The sequence below is a fragment of the Psychromonas sp. L1A2 genome (assembly GCF_009828855.1).
Lineage (GTDB): Bacteria > Pseudomonadota > Gammaproteobacteria > Enterobacterales > Psychromonadaceae > Psychromonas.
Genome location: NZ_WUAG01000002.1, coordinates 1,035,592 through 1,057,733 on the forward strand (window position 1 = coordinate 1,035,592; position 22,142 = coordinate 1,057,733).

Consider the following 22,142-nt stretch of genomic DNA (forward strand, 5'->3'; position numbering starts at 1 on the left):
AAAAATGAAACAAAAATGGGTACTTGCCACCGGCAATCAAGGCAAAGTAAAAGAAATGAGTGAGCTATTAAATAGTTTTTCAATCGAAGTACTACCACAAAGCCAGTTTAATGTACCTGATGTTCCAGAAACAGGTACTACTTTTGTAGAAAATGCCATTATCAAAGCTCGTCATGCAGCTAAATTAACAGGCTTACCAGCCATTGCTGATGACTCAGGATTAGAGGTTGATTTCCTCAATGGGCAACCAGGTATTTACTCTGCTCGTTATGCAGGTGAAACAGCAACAGACCGAGATAATATTGATAAGCTACTTAATAAGCTCGAAGGTATTAACCCAGAACAACGTAAAGCACGCTTCCAATGTGTTTTAGTGTATCTGCGTCACGCGTTAGATCCTACACCGATTATATGCCAAGGTACTTGGGAAGGCAGTATTACTGAAAGTGTTGAAGGTAAGAATGGATTTGGTTATGACCCTGTATTTTGGGTGGAAAGCGAGCAATCCACTTCAGCACAATTAGACAAACAACGTAAAAGTGAATTAAGTCATCGCGGTAAAGCATTAACACAATTAGTTGATTTATTAAAAGAGCAATTATCAGCTTAGCTTTATTGCACTTCTCTTTACACTTTGCAGTTTACATTATTAATTGCATTACATTTTGAAGCGACTGTTTTAGTCGCTTTTTAGATTGGATAAATCATGTTACAGCTACCCCCTCTCAGTTTATATATTCATATTCCATGGTGTATTGAAAAATGTCCTTACTGCGACTTTAATTCTCATAAGTTACGCGGAGAAATCCCAGAAACTGAATATTTAAACGCACTTATTGATGACCTAAAACAAGACCTTAGTTTTGTTCAAGGGCGTGATTTATTCAGCATTTTTATTGGTGGAGGCACACCTAGCTTAATCTCTGCTGCGGGGATCAAATGGTTATTAGAAAATGTTCAGAGTTTAATTCCCTTTAGTGACAATATCGAAATAACCTTAGAAGCAAACCCAGGTGCTATTGAGAATCAAAAAATAGCTGACTTTAAAGAAGCCGGTATTAATCGATTTTCATTTGGAGTACAAAGCTTTCAACAGGAAAAGTTAACTAAATTAGGCCGAATCCATGGTGTAGAAGAGGCTAAAACAGCGGCTAGACAAGCACATAATGTGGGGATGAAAACATTCAATCTTGATTTAATGCATGGCTTGCCAGGGCAAAGTTTAGAAGATGCGATGAGTGATTTAGAAACAGCAATTGCCTTAAAACCAACTCATTTATCATGGTATCAACTGACTATTGAGCCTAATACACAATATTTTTCGCATCCTCCTACATTACCTGATGATGAAACACTTTGGGATATTCAAGAGACAGGATTGAAGCTATTAGCTGAGCATGGTTATCAACAATATGAAATATCTGGTTATAGCCAAGAAGGTTGGCAATGTCAGCATAATTTAAATTATTGGCGTTTTGGTGATTACTTGGGCATTGGCTGCGGTGCACACGGTAAGATATCATTCCCGTTAGAAAATAAAATATTACGCACTACTAAAATAAAACATCCTAAAGGATATTTAGAACCACAACGAGCTTATATGGATGATTGTAATGCTGTTGATAAAGATGAACTTGTCTTCGAATATATGATGAACCGATTACGTTTAATGGAAGTAATCCCGTTCGTAGAATTTGAAGATTACACAGGTTTACAACGCAGTGTATTAGAAAAACAGTTACAACAAGCAATCAATAAAAACCTAATAACAGTTGCTGAAGATAGTTACCAAGTAACACCTTTAGGGCATAGATACTTAAATGAATTGTTAACCATTTTTATGGAGTAATGGCCCCTCACTAAAGGGCCTATTCTTAGACTTCCATGAATTTTCAAAGAATTGACCGTTACTATTTCATTACTATTTTATTCTGATTTAGTAACGGTTTTAATGATTAGTGCAATGCGTTAAGCAAGACGAGACCGGTCATGCGCTTGCATAAAGTCGACCTCAGGACCAACAGGAATGATTCGAGTTGGATTAATTGTATCATGTGAACCATAATAATGCGCTTTGATATAATCAATATCGACGGTACTTGCAATGCCTTCATGTTGGTATAAATCACGAACATAATTCGACAAAGAGGGGTAATCAGCAATACGCTTTTTATTACATTTAAAATGCCCAACATAGGCCGCATCAAAACGTATTAAAGTAGTAAATAAACGCCAATCAGCTTCTGTTAACTGCTTACCCAACAAATAACGTTGTGTACTTAAACGTAACTCTACTTTATCTAACGCCTCAAAGACGGTATTAACAGCATCTTCATAAGCCGCTTGAGTGGTAGCAAAGCCAGCACGGTAAACCCCATTATTAATATCTCGGTATATCCAATCATTTACTTCATTAATTGCATCTTGAGCATGTTCAGGATAATAATCTCCTTCAGATGCGCCAATACCATCAAAAGCACTATTAAACATGCGAATAATATCTGCCGACTCGTTACTGACAATCGTTTGTTGCTGTTTATCCCATAAAATGGGCACAGTAACACGCCCTGAGTAAGCGGGATCTGCTAACGTATATAATTGATGAGCGAATAAAACATCATTAACACTATCTGCAATAACACCCACTCCAGGCTTAAACGTCCAACCTTCTTCTGCCATCAATGAATTGACCACCGAAATATCAATCATTGACTGTAGCCCTTTTAACTCCCTAAAAATTAAAGTGCGGTGTGCCCAAGGACAAGCCAATGAAATATATAAATGATAACGTCCAGCTTCAGCCTTAAATCCAGCTTTACCGGTTGGCCCTGCTTGACCATCTGCTGTGATCCAGTTTCTAAATTGCGACTCACTTCTAATAAATTTACCATTGTTTGCTTTGGTATCGTACCACTGGTTATGCCATTGCCCGTCTACTAATAATCCCATTATTTATTCCTCATCATATGTTCTTTCATAATCATTCAGCGATTATTTAAATTTTTTATTCCTTTAATCCATTTGATCGCTGAACTTTATACGTCGTTCATTAGGAGCCAGTTAATTAGATTCTTATTGAACTAATTTAAATAAATTTACCTTGGTTAAAATCATCAAAAGCCTGCAATAATTGATCTCTTGTATTCATAACAAATGGCCCATGTCGTGCGATAGGTTCATTAAAAGGTTTACCTGCAATTAATAAAAAACGACTCCCTTGCAATCCGCTTTGCAAAGAAACTTGTTCACCATTGGTTAAAACAGCTAATTTCTGAGCTTCAATATGAGTTGTATTTCCTGCACTTTGAACAATCACTTCACCTTCAATAACATAAATGAACGCATTATGATTTAGCTTAATTGATTGTGTTAACACTTGCTGCGCAGGTAAATGAACATCTAGATACAAAGGCTCGCTATGAACGTTTGTTACTGCACCAGTAGTGCCTTGATTGGTTGTCCCTGCGATAACATTTATTTGGCCGCCATTCGTTAATTGTTCGCACGCCATCGAATGTGGTAAAAATTCTTGGTATTGAGGCTCCTTCATTTTTGCATGACTCGGTAGATTCACCCATAACTGAAAACCTTTTAATAAACCATCTTCTTGCTCTGGCATTTCTGAATGCAAAATACCTTTACCTGCCGTCATCCATTGCACACCACCCGGTTCAATAATACCTTCATTACCAGCGCTATCTCTGTGGCGCATCTTTCCATTTAACAAATAAGTTACGGTTTCAAACCCTCGATGGGGATGTGTAGGAAAACCACCAATATAATCTTCAGCTTGGTCACTTTCAAAACAGTCTAATAACAAAAAGGGATCCAACATATCCAGCTGCGATGAACCAATAATACGCGTTAACTTAACGCCATCACCATCAGAGGTTTTAACACCAGAAACGATTTTTTTAACGCTACGCTCACTCTGCTTAATTGAGATTTGCTGTGAGCCATGTAGTGTGGCATCTATTATATGGTTCATATTTCACCTCTGTTACTGTTCTTAGTTATTGCTCTCAGTTATTGAGATGAACAAATCATAACTGTTGAACTATTGAGCATAAACAGCAATAATTTGAATTTATAATTGTCAAAAAGAGAACAATAGATGGGTCAAATGGAAAATATGGCACTCTTTGTGAGAATAGTAGAGTCTGGCGGTATCGGCAAAGCAGCTGCACAATTAGATATTGCAAAATCTGCGGTTAGCAGGCGTTTAGTAGAACTAGAAAAGCAACTTGATACTCAGCTGCTTTCTCGTACCACTCGTCAGTCTCACCTTACTGATGCAGGACGTATTTATTATCAAAAAGCATTAACTATTTTAAATGATGTCGCTGAATTAAATGCGCAAACAAGTGGTATTACAACGAATATTGAAGGTACTTTAAAACTGACTGCGCCTTTGTCCTTTGGCTTAACACATCTTGCTCCGATTATTGATGAGTTTAGCCAACTACACACAAACCTTTGTATTGATATCGACTTCTCTGATCGCCATGTGGATTTAGTAGAAGAAGGTTATGAATTGGCTATTCGTATTTCTAACTTAAAAGACTCTACATTAAAAGCAAAACGGCTGACCAGCATTCGTCACTTTTTATGTGCTAGCCCAGATTATTTAAAGCAACATGGTCAGCCAATAAATATCGAACAATTAAGCCAACACCGTTTATTACAATACACACAAAACGATCATCATAAATTACATATTACCGACCCTCGACAAAAACAACATCAGCTTGATGTAAATGCACAGATTAAAGCCAACAACGGCGATTTTTTAAAAATGTCTGCGATCAATGGACAAGGTATTGTTGCTTTACCACTATTTATTATTCATCAAGCTATTACTGAAGGGCAATTAGTGCCGATATTAACGGATCATCAATTACCTATCCTTCATGCTTATGCGGTTTATCCACAAACCCGTTTTTTATCACAACGCTGTCGTTTATTGATCGATTTTATTAGTGACAAGTTTTCACAAAAACCGTTGTGGGACAGCCTACAATAAAAAATAACAAGGCAGAAAACGAGGATTAAAAAAGACTTAAAATGATAACTAAGATCTTTGTTGCTATTTAATAGAAGAGTTCTAAATATTTAATCGAAGGTTTAGTCGAAGGATTGTTCATACTTAGCCGAAGGCTTATTAATCAATAGTGATAGTAATGTATTCCTCCGCAGAAGAATACAATTTGAGATCAAGGGTCTTAACTTAACTTAACTTAACTTAACTTAACTTAGTTAATTCTGACCCTGTAAATAGCTCTGTCATTTCGCTAACATCAAAGGATTCAATTGCTCCTTCAACTGCCACTCGGTAGTCTACTAGATGTGTATTTTCTCTGTGTATTTGCCATAACTCACGAGATTCCCAACATTCATAAAATATGAAATGAGCTGGGTTGTTATTATCTTGGTGTAAACGATATTCTACACACCCTTTTTCTATCAAGGTTTTATCGATTAACTTAATCATTTCAGCTTTTACAAAGTCGATCTTATCTTGTTTAACATTAATGTTCGCTACAATCGTCAAATTTATCATTTACGATCCTTTTTAAAGTGTAAGACTATCTACCACTATCTAATTTAATTTCTTTTATTTTATTTTATTTTTTAATTGGCAGACTCAATTTAGTATCATAAATTATTATTTAAATAAGATTCGTTAACTACTTATTATTTATCTCTAATAACAGGCCGATATAAAAATTCCAATTGAACCAATTTTCAATGGAAAAGATTTTCCAGATCGATACTTAGTATCGTTAAGTGCTTAGTGTCGTTAAGTGCTTAGTATCGATAGATCAATATCATTAATGAAAACGAATTAAATTGATAATTTATTTAAAAAGTTTTATTAAATCATTCAGCTATGGTCAAATACTGTCATTATTTTATCAACTTGATCGTGGAGAATATTATCAATCATCAACAGCTAAAAAAAGCCGAAATGAAAGCGGGTTGTAAAGCAGCAATCCCATTGATAATAGGTGGTATTCCTTTTGGAATTTTATTCGGTACATTAGCACCAACCAGTGGACTTTCGGTATGGGCCACCATGGCTATGTCACTGTTTGTTTTTGCTGGGTCAGCACAATTTATTGTTTTAGCATTAATTGCAGTACAAGCACCGCTGGAAATCATTTTGTTAACTACTTTTGTCGTTAATTTACGCCATCTGTTATACGCAACAGCATTAGTACCTCGAGTAGCTCATTTACCAATCGCATTACGAGCCTTTTTAGCCTTTGGCTTAACCGATGAAACCTTTGCTAACATGAGCCAACGTTATCAGCCTGATTCTCCGTTAGGTAATGATCATCGGTACGCGCATTTTTTCTATATTGGTTCTTTATTAAGTTTTTATATCGCTTGGTCATCGGCTACAGCACTTGGTTTAGTACTTGGCAATATTATTCCTGATATGACAAGTTGGGGACTAGAGTTTGCTATGTCAGTTACCTTTATCGGTATGGTGGTGCCTTACATTAATAGTAAAGCCATGTTAAGTGCAACGTGCAGTGCTGCAATAGCCTCTTTATCCTTTTCTTATTTACCTAATAAGCTTGGGCTCATTATTAGTGCATTAATAGGTGTTGCCGCTGGCTTATCAGTGATGCGTATGCAAAAAATGTCTATTAACAAGGAGAAGAAAATATGAATGAATTCTGGTTAATTTTAGGCATGTTCATCATTACATTTGGTATTCGTTTTGTCATGTTTGCTTTTGCAGGGAAAATTACTTTTCCAGTCTGGATGCAACAATCATTAAAATTTGTGCCTCCAGCAGTATTAACTGCAATCATAGTGCCCGCAGTCGTTATGCCCTATGGAGATATGGATATAAGTTTTACTAATGTTTATTTATTAGCGGCAATTATTAGTGTGGTGATCAGCCTAGTGACTAAGAGTTTATTAAAAACGATCTTCTTTGGTATGTTAGTTTTTTTACTGTTGAAGTTATTAATTGCTTAAGAGGACTTCAATTTTTCGTGCAGACTAACTCAGAAAAAACAGACAAAAAAACCGATGCTTTGTAGGCATCGGTTTTTATCTTAGCTAGTTATATCAATCGCACTAATTAACTGACTCTATTTTACTGGTTAAAGAAGCTCAGTTAACATAGCTTCTTTAACATAGTTGGTATTACCATTAGTACAAAGGCACTTTTAGCTTTATAGATTAACTTACTCAGGCGCTTCAGTTTCTACATCTTTAGTTTCAGGTGCAACTTCTGGTTTTGTTAATAATATTTCACGCAGCTTTTCATCTAACTCTTTAGCAGCAGCTGGATTTTCTTGCAAGAACTTACAAGCGTTACTCTTACCTTGGCCAATTTTGCTACCGTTGTATGAGTACCAAGAACCAGATTTTTCAACTAACTCTTGTTTAACACCTAAATCAATTAACTCGCCGTGGTTATTAATACCTTCGCCGTATAAGATTTGGAACTCAGCTTGTTTGAACGGTGGTGATACTTTGTTTTTAACCACTTTAACGCGTGTTTCATTACCTGTGATTTCATCACCATTTTTAACAGCGCCAATACGACGAATGTCTAAACGAACTGATGCATAGAATTTTAATGCATTACCACCAGTAGTTGTTTCTGGGTTACCAAACATAACTCCAATTTTCATACGGATTTGATTAATAAAGATAACCATCGTATTAGTTTGTTTAATGTTACCGGTTAGTTTACGTAATGCTTGAGACATTAGACGTGCTTGAAGACCCATGTGTGAGTCACCCATGTCTCCTTCAATTTCCGCTTTTGGCGTTAAGGCCGCAACAGAATCGACAATCACTACACCAACAGCACCTGAACGTACTAACATGTCACAGATTTCTAATGCTTGCTCACCAGTATCAGGTTGCGAGATAAGAAGATCATCAACATTAACACCTAATTTTTTTGCGTAGCTAGGGTCTAACGCATGCTCTGCATCGATAAACGCACAAGTTTTACCTTGTTTTTGTGCTTCAGCAATAACTTGTAATGTTAGCGTCGTTTTACCAGAACTTTCTGGACCGTATATTTCAACAACACGACCGTACGGTAAACCACCTATTCCAAGAGCAACATCTAAACCTAATGAGCCAGTTGAAACAGATTCAATTTCCATTGCTGCAGCACCGTCTCCTAGACGCATAATTGAACCTTTACCAAATTGTTTCTCAATTTGGCCTAATGCAGCTGCTAATGCTTTATCTTTATTTGCGTCCTGACTCATGTATTCTCCAGTGTTTTTCTTATGTTTTACTGTATATGCATGCAGTATACTGCTCATTTATACAGTATCAAGTTTTTTATTAAAAATATGATGATATTTATTTAGTTTAGCATATCAACGTTATCTATCAGCCCTAAAAGTGCTAAACGAATTGCTTGTGTTCTCACTTCAGAGCGATCACCTACAAATAAATAGGTTTCAGTTTTATGTCCACTATGTGCGTTATACCAAGCAATACAAACCGTACCCACTGGTTTTTCTTCGCTGCCGCCATCAGGCCCTGCAATCCCGCTTATCGCAACAGCAATATCGGCATCTGAATTTTTTATGGCGCCAATAGCCATGGCATTAACCACTTCTTTGGAGACCGCCCCAAACTCTTGAATCAACAGGTCTTCAACACCTAGCATCTGTGTTTTAGCGCCATTACTATAGGTAACAAAACTACGGTCAAACCACAGCGAACTTCCAGAAATTTCTGTAATAGCGTATGCTACACCACCTCCGGTACAGGATTCTGCGGTTGTAGCAACCAAGCCAGCATTAGTCAGTTTTTCGCCTAATACTTGCGCCAATTCTTTAACGGTTTTTTCAGTAAACATCATTTTCCGCCTTTTTTAGAAATAGTTATTAAGTGTATTCATTATGAAGCCAACAGCGCAAGAATTAAAACAGCATACTCCGATGATGCAACAATTTTTAACCTTAAAAAGTGAAGTGCCAGACACCTTACTCTTTTATCGTATGGGTGATTTCTACGAACTGTTTTTTGATGATGCTCGTAAAGCATCACAATTATTAGGTATTTCCCTTACTCAACGTGGAAAAACTGGCGGCAATGCCATTCCAATGGCCGGTGTTCCCTACCATAGTGTTGAAGGCTACTTAGCAAAATTGATTGCCCTTGGTGAATCGATTGCAATTTGTGAGCAAATTGGCGATCCGGCCACCAGCAAAGGCCCTGTTGAACGTAAGATAGTACGTATCATTACCCCTGGCACGATCACTGATGAAGCGTTATTAGATGATAAACAAGATAACTTATTATGTTCAGTTTACCAACAAGGTGACACCTTTGGTATTGCTTCATTAGATATTGGTAGTGGTCGCTTTATTGTTAATGAACTTAATAAAGCTGAATCTTTACAAGCAGAAATACAACGTCTAAATCCAGCTGAACTCTTATATCCCGATAACTTTGAATGTTTGGAGTTAATTGAACATTTACCTACGATTCGTCGTCGCCCTGAATGGGAATTTGAATTAGGTACCTGTAAAAAACTATTAACCCAACAGTTAGGCACTAAAGATCTCGTCGGGTTTGGTATTGAAAAAGCCCACTTTGCAATTTGTGCTGCTGGTGCGTTATTGCAATATTTAAAAGATACTCAACGTACAGTGCTTACCCATATTCAATCAATTACATTAGAACAAAGCACTGATACGGTTATTTTAGATGCCGCCACACGCCGTAACTTAGAGTTAACCTTTAATTTAGCAGGCGGGACCGATAATACGCTAGCGCAAATATTAGATACTACGGTAACCCCAATGGGTAGCCGTTTATTAAAACGTTGGATACATCAGCCAATTCGTAATTTAACGGTCTTAAATTACCGTCAAACCATGATCCAAACGTTAATGGATTTTGATTTAACTGACGCACTTTCTATCCCACTTAAACAGATCGGTGATATTGAGCGTGTGATTGCACGCTTAGCGTTACGTTCTGCACGCCCTCGGGATTTAACACGTTTACGTTGCGCTTTTTCTTTATTACCTGAATTACAGCATTTAATTGCAGAATTACCTTCTGAACTCGTTTCTACATTGAGCCAAGAAATGGGTAACTATCCAGAGCTATTAACCTTATTAGAAACGGCAGTTATTGATAATCCGCCAGTGTTAATACGTGATGGCGGCGTGATCAAAGCAGGTTATAACGAAGAGCTAGATCATTGGCGTAATTTATCAAAAGGTGCAACGGACTATTTAGAAGCGTTAGAAAAACGTGAACGTGAAAGTACTGGTATCAGCACTTTAAAGGTTGGTTATAACCGAGTGCATGGTTACTTCATTGAGATAAGTCGAAATCAATCTGAACATGTACCGGAGCATTATGTACGTCGCCAAACGCTTAAAGGTGCAGAGCGTTACATTATTGCAGAATTAAAAGAACACGAAGAAAAAGTATTATCTAGCCAAGGTAAAGCCTTAGCACTAGAGAAAAAACTTTATGAGCAATTGATTGATTTATTATTGCCACATTTAAAAAGCTTACAATTCACAGCCAAAGCATTAGCTGAATTAGACGTATTAAATACGTTAACCGAGCGCGCATTAACACTAAATTATGTTCGACCAGTGTTACAAGAACAAAACGGTATCGAAATTGAAGAAGGCCGACACCCTGTTGTTGAGCAAGTAAGTAAAACACCTTTTATTGCGAATCCTGTTAATTTACATAACCAACGTCGTATGTTGATTATTACTGGCCCTAACATGGGTGGTAAATCAACCTATATGCGTCAAGTTGCGTTGATGGTGTTGATGGCGCACATTGGTAGTTTTATTCCTGCTCAAAGTGCAAAAATAGGCCCTATAGATCGAATTTTCACTCGTATCGGTGCGTCGGATGATCTAGCAAGTGGTCGTTCAACCTTTATGGTAGAAATGACTGAAACTGCGAATATATTGCATAATGCAACGCCAAACTCATTAGTATTAATGGATGAGATAGGTCGAGGTACCAGTACTTTTGATGGTTTATCGTTAGCTTGGGCCTGTGCAGAACAATTAGCAGAAAAAATTCAAGCCTATACCTTATTTGCAACACACTATTTTGAATTAACACGTTTACCTGAAACGATTCCAGAACTAGTGAATGTGCATTTAGATGCAGTAGAGCACGGTGATACTATTGCCTTTTTGCATGCGTTACAAGAAGGTGCTGCCAACAAAAGTTATGGATTACAGGTTGCCGCATTAGCAGGTGTACCTAAATCAGTCTTAGATAATGCCAAGCAAAAACTAGCACAATTAGAAGCGTCTTCTAAACAATCTCAATCTTTTGAAAACCAAACTAATGATAAGCAAACAGCAGATAGTGTGGCCGAGGCTCAAGTTCAAGCTAGCCTAGATTTTTCAGAACCTGAAAAGCACAAAGCAGTCGCTTTACTTGAAGGAGTCGATCCAGATGAATTGACACCTAAACAAGCACTGGCAATGCTTTATCAACTAAAAGAACAGCTATAAAAATACTCATTGTTTATTCGAGTTATTGTAAGGGGCATTTAAGCCCCTTTTTTATACTTATACCAATGGAATTAAATAAGTGATCAGAGATTGCGCAGGAAAAATTAACACTAATAAGGCGTGAGTTGTAGGAGATAGTTGTTCTCACTTCAAAACTCACAACGCAGTTAGGGGGGATTTTAACCAGCAATAATGATCACCTTATTAATTCTTTTGGTATTATTATTCCTATACTTAATTTCTACACTTTATCTTTCCGCCTACTGTTTATCTATTAGCCTGCTGATAGAGGTTAACTTCTTAAGCATTTTATAAAACCTACATTTTTAAAACTTACATTTAAAAAAATGCCATTTTATCCGTTTATTTTTAAGCAAAATTTTGTCCATATAGTAAATAAACTATAAATATTTCAATTTAACGAATCTTTTATGACAATTGAAATATTTCTGTAACAAAACTCTGTTCTAATCACCGCACTTAAATAATTAACATCATTGCGTAATAGTCGCTGAATTGAATAGGCTTAAAAATGAAGACTCAAAATAACAATACAACAATGAATCAGTTCTTTAATTGGACTGCCGTCGTTTTTTTAGTGTATTGCATGCTAGTTGCTGTCAGTAGTGTGAGCAGTGGCTTTAAACTTTTCTCTGGTGGTGCTGCTGGTGCTGCTGAGATATTCCAATTTGCAAGTAATCCATTAGTTGCATTGATTTTGGGTACATTAGCAACGGCGTTAGTACAATCTTCTTCGACTGTAACAGCAGTAACAGTCGGCTTAGTCGCTGGCGGTTTACCTGTTTCAATTGCCATTCCATTAATTATGGGCGCAAACATTGGTACTACTATTACAAACTCGATCGTTTCAATTGGTCACGTTCGTAACAATGAAGACTTTAAACGTGCTTTCAGTGCTGCAACAGTTCATGACTTCTTTAACTTAATTGCGGTATTTATTTTCCTACCATTAGAATTGATGTTTGGCTTATTAGAAAAAATGGCTGGCGCGGCTTCGCACTTACTTGTGGGTAGTGCTGATATGTCGATGAAAGGTTTTAACTTTATGAAACCTTTAACTAAGCCGGGCGTAAACATTATTTCTGATATGGCATCGATCATACCAGGTAAAATGGCGGGTATTGCGATGGTTGTAGCCGGTGTTGTGCTTATTTTATTCTCTGTGACTTTCTTAGGTAAAGTACTTAAAAAAGTATTAGTCGGCCGCGCTAAAGCAATCTTACATAATGCGTTAGGTAAAGGCCCTATCGCTGGTATTACGTCTGGTGCATTAATGACGGTGATGGTGCAATCTTCATCAACAACAACCAGCTTAATGATTCCATTAGCGGGTAGCGGTATGTTTACAACACGTCAAATATACCCTTTCACGCTGGGTGCAAATATTGGAACAACAATAACAGCATTGTTAGCTGCAACGGCAATTTCAGGTCCAATGGCTGAAGCCGCATTAACCATTGCTTTAGTCCACTTCCTGTTTAACTTCCTTGCTGTTGTGGTTATTTACGGTATTCCATTCTTACGTGAATTACCGTTAAAAGGAGCAGAGAAGTTAGCAGACGTAGGTACAAAAAACAAATTATTAGCTTTAGGTTATGTTGTTGGTACTTTCTTCATATTACCAGGGTTAATCTTAGTGGGTGTACGTTAATAAAAATAAAAGCTAGATTATAACTAGCTTAAACAATCTGCATATATTAAAAAAGCGATTCATTGAATCGCTTTTTTTTATTCTTTATTTCTTGTTTATACAGCTACAAATCATCTTTAAACGTCATACTTAAAGGCTATCTTTTTAAGCTATATATTGAGTAGTAAGTTAAATTTTACTTTCAATATCACCTTTCACTTTTTGTAGTTGCGCTAACACATTATATTGTTCATTTTCAAAATCGATAGATTCATTATTTAAAGCACATACGGTACCTACCACTTTGCCATCTTTTTCGATAGGTACACCTAAATAGGTTCCTAACCCGAACTCAGTTAAATCTTCATTATCTTTCCAGTTAGGATCTTTAGCTGCATCCTGCACTTCTAAAACTTCATTGGTATTAACCACTCGCTCACAATATAACGCGTGTTGACCTTCAGAATGAGTGCTTTTTTTACCTTTATCTCGTGCATGATAAATTTCTTTACCCGCCTCGCCACCACTTAATACCACTTCCATTTCATTATCATGAGACTTCATAACTAAGATTGAACTCATACCTGATTTTTTAGCAATATCATCAATTTTTTGCTGTGTTTGGCTATCTTCAAAAATACCTTCAAAAACATTATCTGTAGCATTATCAATCATGTCATCTCCTTTAAAGTTTACTTTTTACACATAGCTCATCACTAATGTGGTTATTCTGTAGTCAATTTATTCTAACATAGCATATAAATGTATGACTTTACTCTCGCGATTAGAGTAGCAAATTTAATCACAATACGAATTAAACAACGTGGTTACATTTAGAAGAAAGGACCAACGACTAAAATATTTCAACAGACATTAAAAACTACAAATAAAAATATAACTAAAAGCACTTAACCTCTTGTTAACCTAACTATTGTTAATTTATTACACTAAAATAAAATACCTATACAATAAGCGAGATTTGACCATGGATTTAGATAAGTTGCAGTTACTATTAGTTGAAGATGGTAATGACTTAGCGACTGCTGTTATTGATTATTTTGAACTTGAAAAAATTAAATGCGATCATGCCGAAAATGAATGGTTTAGAGGTGTGTGAAACATTGCGTTACAAGGCATTGATGTCCCTATTTTAATACTAACTGCAAAAGATACGCTTGAAGATAAATTACAAGGCTTCTCCAAAGGTGCAGATGATTACTTAGTTAAACCTTTTGCGATGGAAGAACTCATTGCTCGAGTACAGGTTTTATCGCGTAGACGCAGCGGAGTAGCGATTAACAAAAAAGTGTTCAGTTAGTAATTAAGCAGTGTTAAACATAACTGCAGTTTAGACTTTAACTGAACACTTAGTTATCAATATAAACAAGGACGTTATCTACATAAACAATGAATTATTTTTTAGATGCACTATATTGATGGTTTCTATAGGTGAACTATTTATAGATCAACTAAAGGAGCTAAATCGGCAGGGCGATAATAAACAGATTTTAGAACCTTACCTTTGCGTACTAACTTACTTTCCATTTGTACGTCTTCAGCACATTTAGCGATGATGAACTCACCTTTTACACTGTCAGTTAGTGTTACGCCCTGCTTTGCATAAAATTCAACGGTATCCGCATACTCTTGTTGGTTACGACATACTTTACTCATATTGCTTGAATGTACTTCATTCCAACAAGTCATAAAATCAATCTTGCGTTGTTTCGCCACGTTTAAGAACAAGTCAATCAAATAGCTAATCGCTAGGTTATCTTCAACCTTAGTATCACCTAAATGGACTAAACGCCCCATTAAAACATAAACACTATCAACAATCGCATCTGCTTGCTCAACCTTACAAGGGGCTTCGGCTAATTCAGTTAACTCTTCGATAATTAATGAAGTATGTAACTCATCAGCTTTATCATCTAACGTTTCTGGCGCAGCACAAGCTAGATCAAAAGTTTCTCTAAACTGAGTAATATCGGCATACAATTTTTCGTAAATAGCAGTCGATAATTGAGTTAATTTCATGGTGTTTCCTACCTGTAACAAAGTTGATTATAAAATGAGTTATAACGTCTGAATCTGATTATAACTAAATTATTCACTCTATTATAGGCAAGAAAGCGGACCCAATAGAGTTAATCAGCCGCGCTATAAACTAATTTACCTGCGACATAAGTTGAATGAATATTACGTTCATCACCTAACATCATTAAAGCAAATAATTTATCTTGTAAGCTGTTAGAGTTTTCAAGGCGTAATGTTTGTAATTCAGTGGCAGCCCAATCTAATACAATAAAGTCTGCTTCTTTTCCTTTTTCAAAATTACCGACTTTATGATCCAAGCTAAGTGACTGTGCACTGCCTAGCGTTGCTAAATATAAGCCTTTAAAAACAGATAATTTTTTACCTTGCAACTGCATGATTTTGTAAGCTTCACTTAATGAACGCAATTGTGAAAAGCTCGTACCACCGCCGACATCAGTAGCAAGACCAACTGATACATTAGCCTCATCTGCTTTATCTAAATTAAATAAACCACTGCCTAAAAACAAGTTTGAGGTAGGACAAAATGCAATCACTGACTTAGTTCTAGCTAATGTTTCCCACTCTGTCTCGGTAAGGTGAATACAATGTGCAAACACTGACTTATCACCCGTTAAACCATAATGCTCATACACATCTAAGTAACCTTCACGTTCAGGAAAAAGCGATTTAACCCATTCAATCTCATCTACATTTTCAGATAAATGAGTCTGAACATACACATCAGGATATTCTGCTTTTAATTTACCCGCTAATGCTAATTGTTCTGGCGTTGAGGTGGGTGCAAAACGTGGTGTTATAGCGTATTGTAAACGACCTTTATTATGCCACTTTTCAATCAATGCTTTAGATTGGTCATAACTTGATTGTGCCGTATCTAATAAGTAATCCGGTGCATTACGATCCATCATCACTTTACCGGCGATCATGCGCATATCTATTTTTTCAGCTTCTTCAAATAACGCATCAACAGATTCAGGATGAACCGTCCCGAAAACTAATGCGCTAGTGGTGCCATTTTTTAATAGTTCGTTAATAAAAAACTGCGATATTTTTTGTGCATATAATTTATCTTTAAACTGTTTCTCGGTTGGAAACGTATAAGTCTCTAACCATTCTAAAAGTTGCTCACCGTAGGCTGCAATCATTTCTGTTTGTGGATAGTGGATATGTGTATCGATAAAACCAGGCATGATTAACTGGCCACGTTTATCTTCAAGGTGAGGATATAAATCTGCACTTTTTTCATTGAATGGTGTCAATGACTTTACTTTACCATTTTCAATAACCAGTAACCCGTCAGAAATATATTGATATGCATCATCAACGTTTTCTACCTTTGCAGGGTCGTTAATAAAATGTAAAAAGCTTGCACGAATAACTGTATTTGATTGTTGATTCATAAGAGATGCCCATAGTTAGATTTATTCAGGTTGCGTTAAATAACGTCAAATTAAATGACAACTATGATTTTTGACTCATGCAAACTGAGCCCTTGTTTCAAGTGTTTTATTATTAACAACCGAAAATCACCAAAAGCATGGGTAATATAGCCAAAATCATGCCAACCTTAAAGTACTAATTTCCTATAGGGATCATTACAAGGTGATTGATTTTATGTTAAGGAGTATGCAAGAAAATGGTGCGTTTAACGTGTATCAAGCACTAATATAATGCAGTGAAGTGATAAATAAGATAATGGCTAAAGTAAGGCGATTAAAGAGAATAAAATCAATGACAAAGGTTTTATTATCAGCTCTATTTAAAATAATAAAAAACTAATAAATTAGTATATGAAAACTTTAAAAAATTACGTTCTTGATCATTACAACGCTTTATAATACAGATATACTTCAACCAACTAAGGAGGAAAAAATTGCCCAACTTCACTTTAAAGCAAGACGAAAAATTATCAATTAAACTGACCCACCACATGAAACAAGGGACGTTTAGACGTATTGATTTATATTTTTCATTACCAAAAGAGATGGGCATAAATAAAGACACCTTATCGGAAACAGATTATTTCAATGCGGGTATCAATGGACGCCGTGCATACCATACCAAAGGCTTACACTTACCTTTATTACATCGTCGTTTTGCAACTAGAATGAAACGCTCTGCATCAGAATATAAAAGTAACTTAAACTTATTTGCTTACCAATATATCTCAGCATTAGATACCGATGCGAATGAAGTGTTAGCGATTAATGATAGCGAGAGTTTAGCTGACTTTTATGATGCAGCGGTTGAATTGATAGAGCACTGCTTAGATATTCTAAAAAAACATCGTAGCCATCAACCTAAAAGTGCCAAACTCACTTCTATCTATGAAAATGTAGATAACTATTTATCGTGGTATACCGAACAAACCATCATGCGTATTCTGGTTAAAAAGCCACGTCCAAGTGAATTTTCTGAAACACGTTTAGCATTATTAACTATTTGTGATGAAGAGAATCAATACCGCAAGAAAAAAGGCTATAACTCTGAAGCGACTTTAAAGGAACCTAACCGTATTGCCAACAAAATGCGTTTATTACGCCGTTTGATTGAATATGGTGTAATTTTTAAAAGCAAAACTCTTGTACTCGGCAATCACACTAAGAAAATGGTGACCGGTGTTGCTACTGCTTTATTGATGAGTGTTGTATTAGTCTTAATCATCAAAACTCAGGGGGCATTTAGCCAGTTAACCACTTTAATGATCTTCTTATTAGCGATTATTTACGGGGTGCGTGAAGTCTTTAAAGATGAATTCAAAAACATATTATGGCGATGGATAAGACGAGGAAAACCTAAATGGGCTCGCACCTTATACGACTCAACAAGCCAAATAGAAATAGCAAAGCAAAAAGTCTGGTTAGATTACAGCATCAGTAAAAAACTGCCGCAGCAGAGTAAAGACTTACTAGCAGAGCGCCATTCACAAAATAAGCAAAGTGCGCAATTACTGCATTACCGTATTGAAACTCGTGTCAGCAAACAAGGCTTTCAAGCCGGTTACGATACAATGGAAGAAAATATATTCTTTAGTTTACGTCCGCTAACGCGTTATGCAGAAGGTGGTACAGGTAAAGTCTACGAACGTTTAGATACGACAGCAAATAGAGAGAAAATCCAAACGACCTCTATTGAACGGCGTTACCAAATTAACGTGATTGTTGCCTTAGACCAAGGTCAATATCAGGCTCAATTTGAACGTTATCGAATCACTTTAAATCGTTCAGGTATTATAGAAATAGAAAAAGCGGGTGAAGCTAAAATTAAAGACAAAACAGATAAAAAATTACAATCGAAACTGTACTCTTTAATGCACATAAAACGACGTCTTTAATACTTAGCTTTTTCTGCGCCTATAAAAATGCCGTTTAACTTATTAAAGCTAAACGGCATTTTTGTTTAATCATTGCCAGGTTAATAAATACTTAAGTTAATAAGTCCTTAATTTAATAAAAGCATTTTAAAGGAGCTTTTAACAAGTTCTTAATGAATAAATGCCACTTTAAAACAACCAACGTTGTAATGGTTGCTCAAGCTTGATGCCTGAACCTCCCCAACGATCGATACTATCAATTACTAATATATTTGAGAAAGTAGGCAATAATTGCTTGAGTTGTTGAGAGACTTTCTTCGTTGTTAATAACCACAAATGCGGTGACTCTTGTAATAATGCTTTTAGTGCAGACTTATCTTGATCTGTCCATTCTAACTCTGCTTTGAATAAACGTTGCACGACAAACAATTGGTTAGCCGAGGCAAAATCTTCCAATTGATCTGATAATAACACCACCGAATCAATCTCTTCATCAAATAAGGTTTGCTGTTGTTGATTAACAAGCAAACGGATTTTAAGCAGCAACTGCTGCTGATTATTCTCTATTAAAGCAGCGTAATCAGGCCAAAGTCGTTTTAGATCTTCACTGACAATACTTAACATAGTGCCGATATTATTTGGGTTAAGCCAAGCATAAATAGAACTATTACCATCACTTAATTGTACACTGGCGATGCCTTTAGCTCGTGGAGATATCGATTGTGAAGCATCAATTTCTATTAAATTAATATTACCCTGTCGCGCATAAACAAATAGTGGATCCTGTGGCCATAATGCTTTTAGGGTAATCGCCACCGTTGCCGTTTTACCAGCCTCTAATGCCTTTGCTTCTCCCTTAGTCGCATACCAATTATTTAATCGTTCCAAACCATAACGCTTAGGAGCAAGGTAAGTTGTTGTGATGGGTGAGCCTTTCATTAATTGTGTGGCTAACATATACGTAACAGGTGTTGTGGTTAAAATGTCTTTTGCCATTAATTGAGTTGGCAACAATGCTAGCAGCACAGAAAAAATGACCGAATAGCGAAATAGCTTATTAAAGACTTTATTCATTATGTACGTCCACCAACAATGCGATAAATAGTCGCGATTAAAAAGAAACTAGCAGCGACTAAAATGATCGATGCACCAGAGGGAATAGGCAGCTTTAACTCCATTGGCAATAACGTACCAATCAAGCAACTCAGAGTCGCTAATAACGAAGATAACAGCACAAAACTGCCCATACTTTTCGTCATTAAACGTGCCGTTGCACCCGGGATAAGTAATAATGCGCCAACCAATACTGCACCAACAATTTTAACCGCTGCAATGGTTACTAAGGTAATCATCATCACGAATAAGTAATCATAAAAATGCGTGTTATAACCTCGTACCTTAGCAATATCAGGGCTAATCGACGCCAATAAAATACGATTAAACGTAAACATGAGACCCACAATAATCAGTAAACAACTGATGCCTAACACTAATAAATCAAAATCAGTAATAGTTAAAATAGAACCAAATAACACATTCTCTAACATGTGAATATTGATTTTACGAGCAACGTACATCAGCAACGCCGCCCCACCAGCTAATGCAACGGCAAGAAAAACACCGACTAATGTATCGTAAGGTACCGCTGTTCGGTTACGCACAAAATGTAATAACAACGCAAAGATCATGCAAAAACAAAACAAACCAATGATCGGATTCTCAGGAGGTTCACCTAATAACACTCCAATCGCAATCCCGGTTAAAGCCGCATGACCAACGGCTTCCGAAAAGAAAGCTAAGCGCTTGGCAATCACCAATGTACCTAAACCACCTAACAACGGCCCAACTAATAAGGCCGCCACTAATGCATTTACCATAAATGCATAGGAGAAGCTTTCACTTAACCAACCCGCTTGCGCACCTTGGCTTGCTAATAAACGTAAGGTATCCACTATGCCACCTCACTATTAACCGTTGAATCATTAACAACATCAGCCACTGGCGTACTACGATAATGATTAAAAAGCTGCTCTATCTTATTGGTTTGCAATACCTCACTCGCATCACCACTTTCAATTAACACACCATTTACCACGTGCACAGTTGCCTCTAAACGACGCACGGCACTGATATCATGATGTACCACAAGAATCGTTTTCTGCTCTTTCACTAAATCACTGATCAAAGACTCAAAGTAACGTACTCCTTGATCATCCATGCCATTGGTGGGCTCATCTAAAATAAGTAAGTCGGGGTTATCTAATAATGCTTGAGCAAACAGAACACGTTGCTGTTCACCACCTGACAATTGCCCCATGCGAAACATAGCGCGATCCGCCATACCCAAACGCGCTAATTGTGCTAATGCTTTCACTTTGTGTTTTTTATTAAAGTTAAAAAATAGCGGAGAACGACTTTGGTTGAGTAGAATAAAATCGAGGACGGTTAACGGTAAGCTCGGTTCAAAGGTCGCCTTTTGTGGCACATAACCTATCTTGCCTTTACTATCGGTCCAGTTAACATTGATCTCCCCTTTAAAAGGCGTTAACCCTAAGATGGAACGTAACAATGATGTTTTACCACCGCCGTTGGGCCCCATGATCACATGACATTTTCCCGCATCAAGTGAAACTGAAATATCCTGTAATACGATGTTATTTTCATAACGTAAACCAACATCATTCAATGAAATTGAAGGCCCCACTACGCACCGCCTTTTTGTTGTGCAGTAAACTTCATCGCTTCCACCAAAGTATTTAAATTATTACGCATTTCGACTTCTACTTTATCTGCCTCGTAAGCACCATGAGTCATGTGAGAAAAACGGTATAGTTTGATACCTGTTTCTTTCTCAATCGTATCAACATAACGATTCGGCATATTAAGCTCGTAAAACAACACATCGATTCCTGATGCTCGTATTTTTTCAATGGTTTCTTGTAGTTGGCTAGCGCTCGGTTCGACACCATGCGCAGGCTCAATAACCGCACTGACTTCAACACCAAATTCTTGCAGAATATAACCATAAGCATTATGTGTTGTCGCAACCTTCATACCGGCAGTATTAATATCACTTAACGCCAACATGGCTTGGTGTTTCATTTTCCTAAATTTTAGAGCGTATTGGCGGGCATTCGCTCGGTATTGCTTGGCGTTATCAGGGTCAATTTTTGCCATCTCATTAGCAATCGTATAAACCTTCTGAATAGTGGTTGAAACACCAACAAAGGTATGGGGATTCACTACGCCACTGCCAACTGATTGCCCCATTGCAGGTAATAACGGCACATCTTTATTGGCTTTTATAATAATTAAATCATCGCGGTTAGCCGCTTTAATTACTTTTAATGCAAAGTCATCGTGGCCAATACCATTAATAACAATGACATCCATAATATTTAAACGGCGTAAATCATTTGCTTGTGGTTGATAATTATGAGGATTAAAACCTTCATCAACTAAAGGCAATACCTCAACGAGGTCTCCGACTACGGCTTTTACGTAACTGTAATAAGGTTGTAATGTAATACCAACGGTTAATTTTTCTGCATGGCTTAAGCTGCTACTTAACATCAACAGTAAACCTAAAGTGAGTGTTTTAAACATGATAGAG

At 36.7% G+C, this 22,142-nt stretch carries 20 protein-coding genes and 1 pseudogene; 9 read left to right on the top strand and 12 right to left on the bottom strand.

Going from position 1 to position 22,142, the window contains the following annotated elements:
- Positions 1-4 precede the first annotated feature (4 nt).
- Both GQR59_RS14855 and hemW read left to right on the top strand, forming a co-directional pair.
- The gene (locus GQR59_RS14855) at positions 5-610 is read left to right on the top strand and encodes an XTP/dITP diphosphatase (RefSeq protein ID WP_160063978.1); all 606 of its coding nucleotides are present in this window, start codon (positions 5-7) and stop codon (positions 608-610) included.
- A 96-nt stretch (positions 611-706) separates the two neighbouring features.
- A complete protein-coding gene (gene hemW / locus GQR59_RS14860) occupies positions 707-1,849 on the top strand; it encodes a radical SAM family heme chaperone HemW (RefSeq protein ID WP_160063980.1) in 1,143 nt (380 codons plus the stop codon).
- Positions 1,850-1,968: 119 nt separating this feature from the next.
- On the opposite strand, the gene GQR59_RS14865 is transcribed toward hemW, so the two are convergent.
- Positions 1,969-2,949 (bottom strand): glutathione S-transferase family protein, encoded by a 981-nt coding sequence (locus GQR59_RS14865; protein WP_160063982.1) that lies wholly within the window; start codon positions 2,947-2,949, stop codon positions 1,969-1,971.
- Positions 2,950-3,085: 136 nt separating this feature from the next.
- Positions 3,086-3,988 (bottom strand): pirin family protein, encoded by a 903-nt coding sequence (locus GQR59_RS14870; protein ID WP_160063984.1) that lies wholly within the window; start codon positions 3,986-3,988, stop codon positions 3,086-3,088.
- 126 nt (positions 3,989-4,114) lie between these two features.
- On the opposite strand from GQR59_RS14870, the gene GQR59_RS14875 reads away from it, so the two are divergent.
- The gene (locus tag GQR59_RS14875) at positions 4,115-5,023 is read left to right on the top strand and encodes a LysR family transcriptional regulator (RefSeq protein WP_160063986.1); all 909 of its coding nucleotides are present in this window, start codon (positions 4,115-4,117) and stop codon (positions 5,021-5,023) included.
- Positions 5,024-5,242: 219 nt separating this feature from the next.
- On the opposite strand, the gene GQR59_RS14880 is transcribed toward GQR59_RS14875, so the two are convergent.
- Positions 5,243-5,560 carry a putative quinol monooxygenase gene (locus GQR59_RS14880; protein ID WP_160063988.1) on the bottom strand — a complete coding sequence of 106 codons (318 nt, stop codon included), beginning with the start codon at positions 5,558-5,560 and terminating at the stop codon, positions 5,243-5,245.
- A 366-nt stretch (positions 5,561-5,926) separates the two neighbouring features.
- Here GQR59_RS14880 and GQR59_RS14885 point away from each other — a divergent pair, with 366 nt between their 5' ends.
- Together GQR59_RS14885 and GQR59_RS14890 are read left to right on the top strand one after the other, a co-directional pair.
- Positions 5,927-6,679: an AzlC family ABC transporter permease gene (locus GQR59_RS14885; RefSeq protein WP_236546782.1), complete on the top strand. Its 753-nt coding sequence runs from the start codon at positions 5,927-5,929 to the stop codon at positions 6,677-6,679.
- Entirely contained in the window at positions 6,676-6,993 is a 318-nt protein-coding gene (locus GQR59_RS14890) for an AzlD domain-containing protein (protein WP_160063992.1), read from the top strand. The genes GQR59_RS14885 and GQR59_RS14890 overlap by 4 nt, the downstream gene beginning before the upstream one ends.
- A gap of 212 nt (positions 6,994-7,205) precedes the next feature.
- On the opposite strand, the gene recA is transcribed toward GQR59_RS14890, so the two are convergent.
- Together recA and GQR59_RS14900 are read right to left on the bottom strand one after the other, a co-directional pair.
- A complete protein-coding gene (recA, locus tag GQR59_RS14895) occupies positions 7,206-8,252 on the bottom strand; it encodes a recombinase RecA (protein ID WP_160063994.1) in 1,047 nt (348 codons plus the stop codon).
- Positions 8,253-8,353: 101 nt separating this feature from the next.
- Positions 8,354-8,854 carry a CinA family protein gene (locus tag GQR59_RS14900; protein WP_025564848.1) on the bottom strand — a complete coding sequence of 167 codons (501 nt, stop codon included), beginning with the start codon at positions 8,852-8,854 and terminating at the stop codon, positions 8,354-8,356.
- 43 nt (positions 8,855-8,897) lie between these two features.
- Between GQR59_RS14900 and mutS the strand changes: the two genes are divergently transcribed.
- Entirely contained in the window at positions 8,898-11,507 is a 2,610-nt protein-coding gene (mutS, locus tag GQR59_RS14905) for a DNA mismatch repair protein MutS (protein ID WP_160063996.1), read from the top strand.
- 532 nt (positions 11,508-12,039) lie between these two features.
- On the top strand, positions 12,040-13,179 hold the full coding sequence (locus GQR59_RS14910; RefSeq protein WP_160063998.1) for a Na/Pi cotransporter family protein: 1,140 nt from the start codon (positions 12,040-12,042) through the stop codon (positions 13,177-13,179).
- Positions 13,180-13,347: 168 nt separating this feature from the next.
- On the opposite strand, the gene GQR59_RS14915 is transcribed toward GQR59_RS14910, so the two are convergent.
- Entirely contained in the window at positions 13,348-13,833 is a 486-nt protein-coding gene (locus tag GQR59_RS14915; RefSeq protein WP_160064000.1) for a GAF domain-containing protein, read from the bottom strand.
- Positions 13,834-14,143: 310 nt separating this feature from the next.
- On the opposite strand from GQR59_RS14915, the pseudogene GQR59_RS18950 reads away from it, so the two are divergent.
- Positions 14,144-14,446, top strand: a pseudogene (locus GQR59_RS18950) (response regulator); the annotation flags it as partial.
- Between the two features lie 170 nt (positions 14,447-14,616).
- On the opposite strand, the gene GQR59_RS14925 reads toward GQR59_RS18950, so the two are convergent.
- Together GQR59_RS14925 and guaD are read right to left on the bottom strand one after the other, a co-directional pair.
- Positions 14,617-15,195: a nucleoside triphosphate pyrophosphohydrolase family protein gene (locus GQR59_RS14925; RefSeq protein WP_160064002.1), complete on the bottom strand. Its 579-nt coding sequence runs from the start codon at positions 15,193-15,195 to the stop codon at positions 14,617-14,619.
- Between the two features lie 110 nt (positions 15,196-15,305).
- Complete coding sequence (gene guaD, locus GQR59_RS14930) at positions 15,306-16,616, bottom strand: guanine deaminase (RefSeq protein WP_160064004.1); 1,311 nt, start codon at positions 16,614-16,616, stop codon at positions 15,306-15,308.
- 473 nt (positions 16,617-17,089) lie between these two features.
- Here guaD and GQR59_RS14935 point away from each other — a divergent pair, with 473 nt between their 5' ends.
- Positions 17,090-18,550, top strand: coding sequence for a hypothetical protein (locus tag GQR59_RS14935; protein ID WP_236546783.1), 1,461 nt, complete (start codon positions 17,090-17,092; stop codon positions 18,548-18,550).
- A gap of 168 nt (positions 18,551-18,718) precedes the next feature.
- On the opposite strand, the gene GQR59_RS14940 is transcribed toward GQR59_RS14935, so the two are convergent.
- The 4 genes from GQR59_RS14940 to GQR59_RS14955 are packed head-to-tail and all read right to left on the bottom strand — an operon-like array spanning position 18,719 to position 22,135.
- On the bottom strand, positions 18,719-19,603 hold the full coding sequence (locus tag GQR59_RS14940) for an ABC transporter substrate-binding protein (protein WP_160064006.1): 885 nt from the start codon (positions 19,601-19,603) through the stop codon (positions 18,719-18,721).
- Positions 19,603-20,481 carry a metal ABC transporter permease gene (locus tag GQR59_RS14945; RefSeq protein ID WP_236546784.1) on the bottom strand — a complete coding sequence of 293 codons (879 nt, stop codon included), beginning with the start codon at positions 20,479-20,481 and terminating at the stop codon, positions 19,603-19,605. The genes GQR59_RS14940 and GQR59_RS14945 overlap by 1 nt, the downstream gene beginning before the upstream one ends.
- Positions 20,481-21,233, bottom strand: a complete 753-nt coding sequence (locus tag GQR59_RS14950; protein ID WP_025564836.1) for a metal ABC transporter ATP-binding protein — start codon at positions 21,231-21,233, stop codon at positions 20,481-20,483. Before GQR59_RS14950 ends, GQR59_RS14945 begins: the two co-directional genes overlap by 1 nt.
- Positions 21,233-22,135 (bottom strand): metal ABC transporter solute-binding protein, Zn/Mn family, encoded by a 903-nt coding sequence (locus tag GQR59_RS14955; RefSeq protein WP_160064008.1) that lies wholly within the window; start codon positions 22,133-22,135, stop codon positions 21,233-21,235. Before GQR59_RS14955 ends, GQR59_RS14950 begins: the two co-directional genes overlap by 1 nt.
- Between the last annotated feature and the right edge of the window lie 7 nt (positions 22,136-22,142).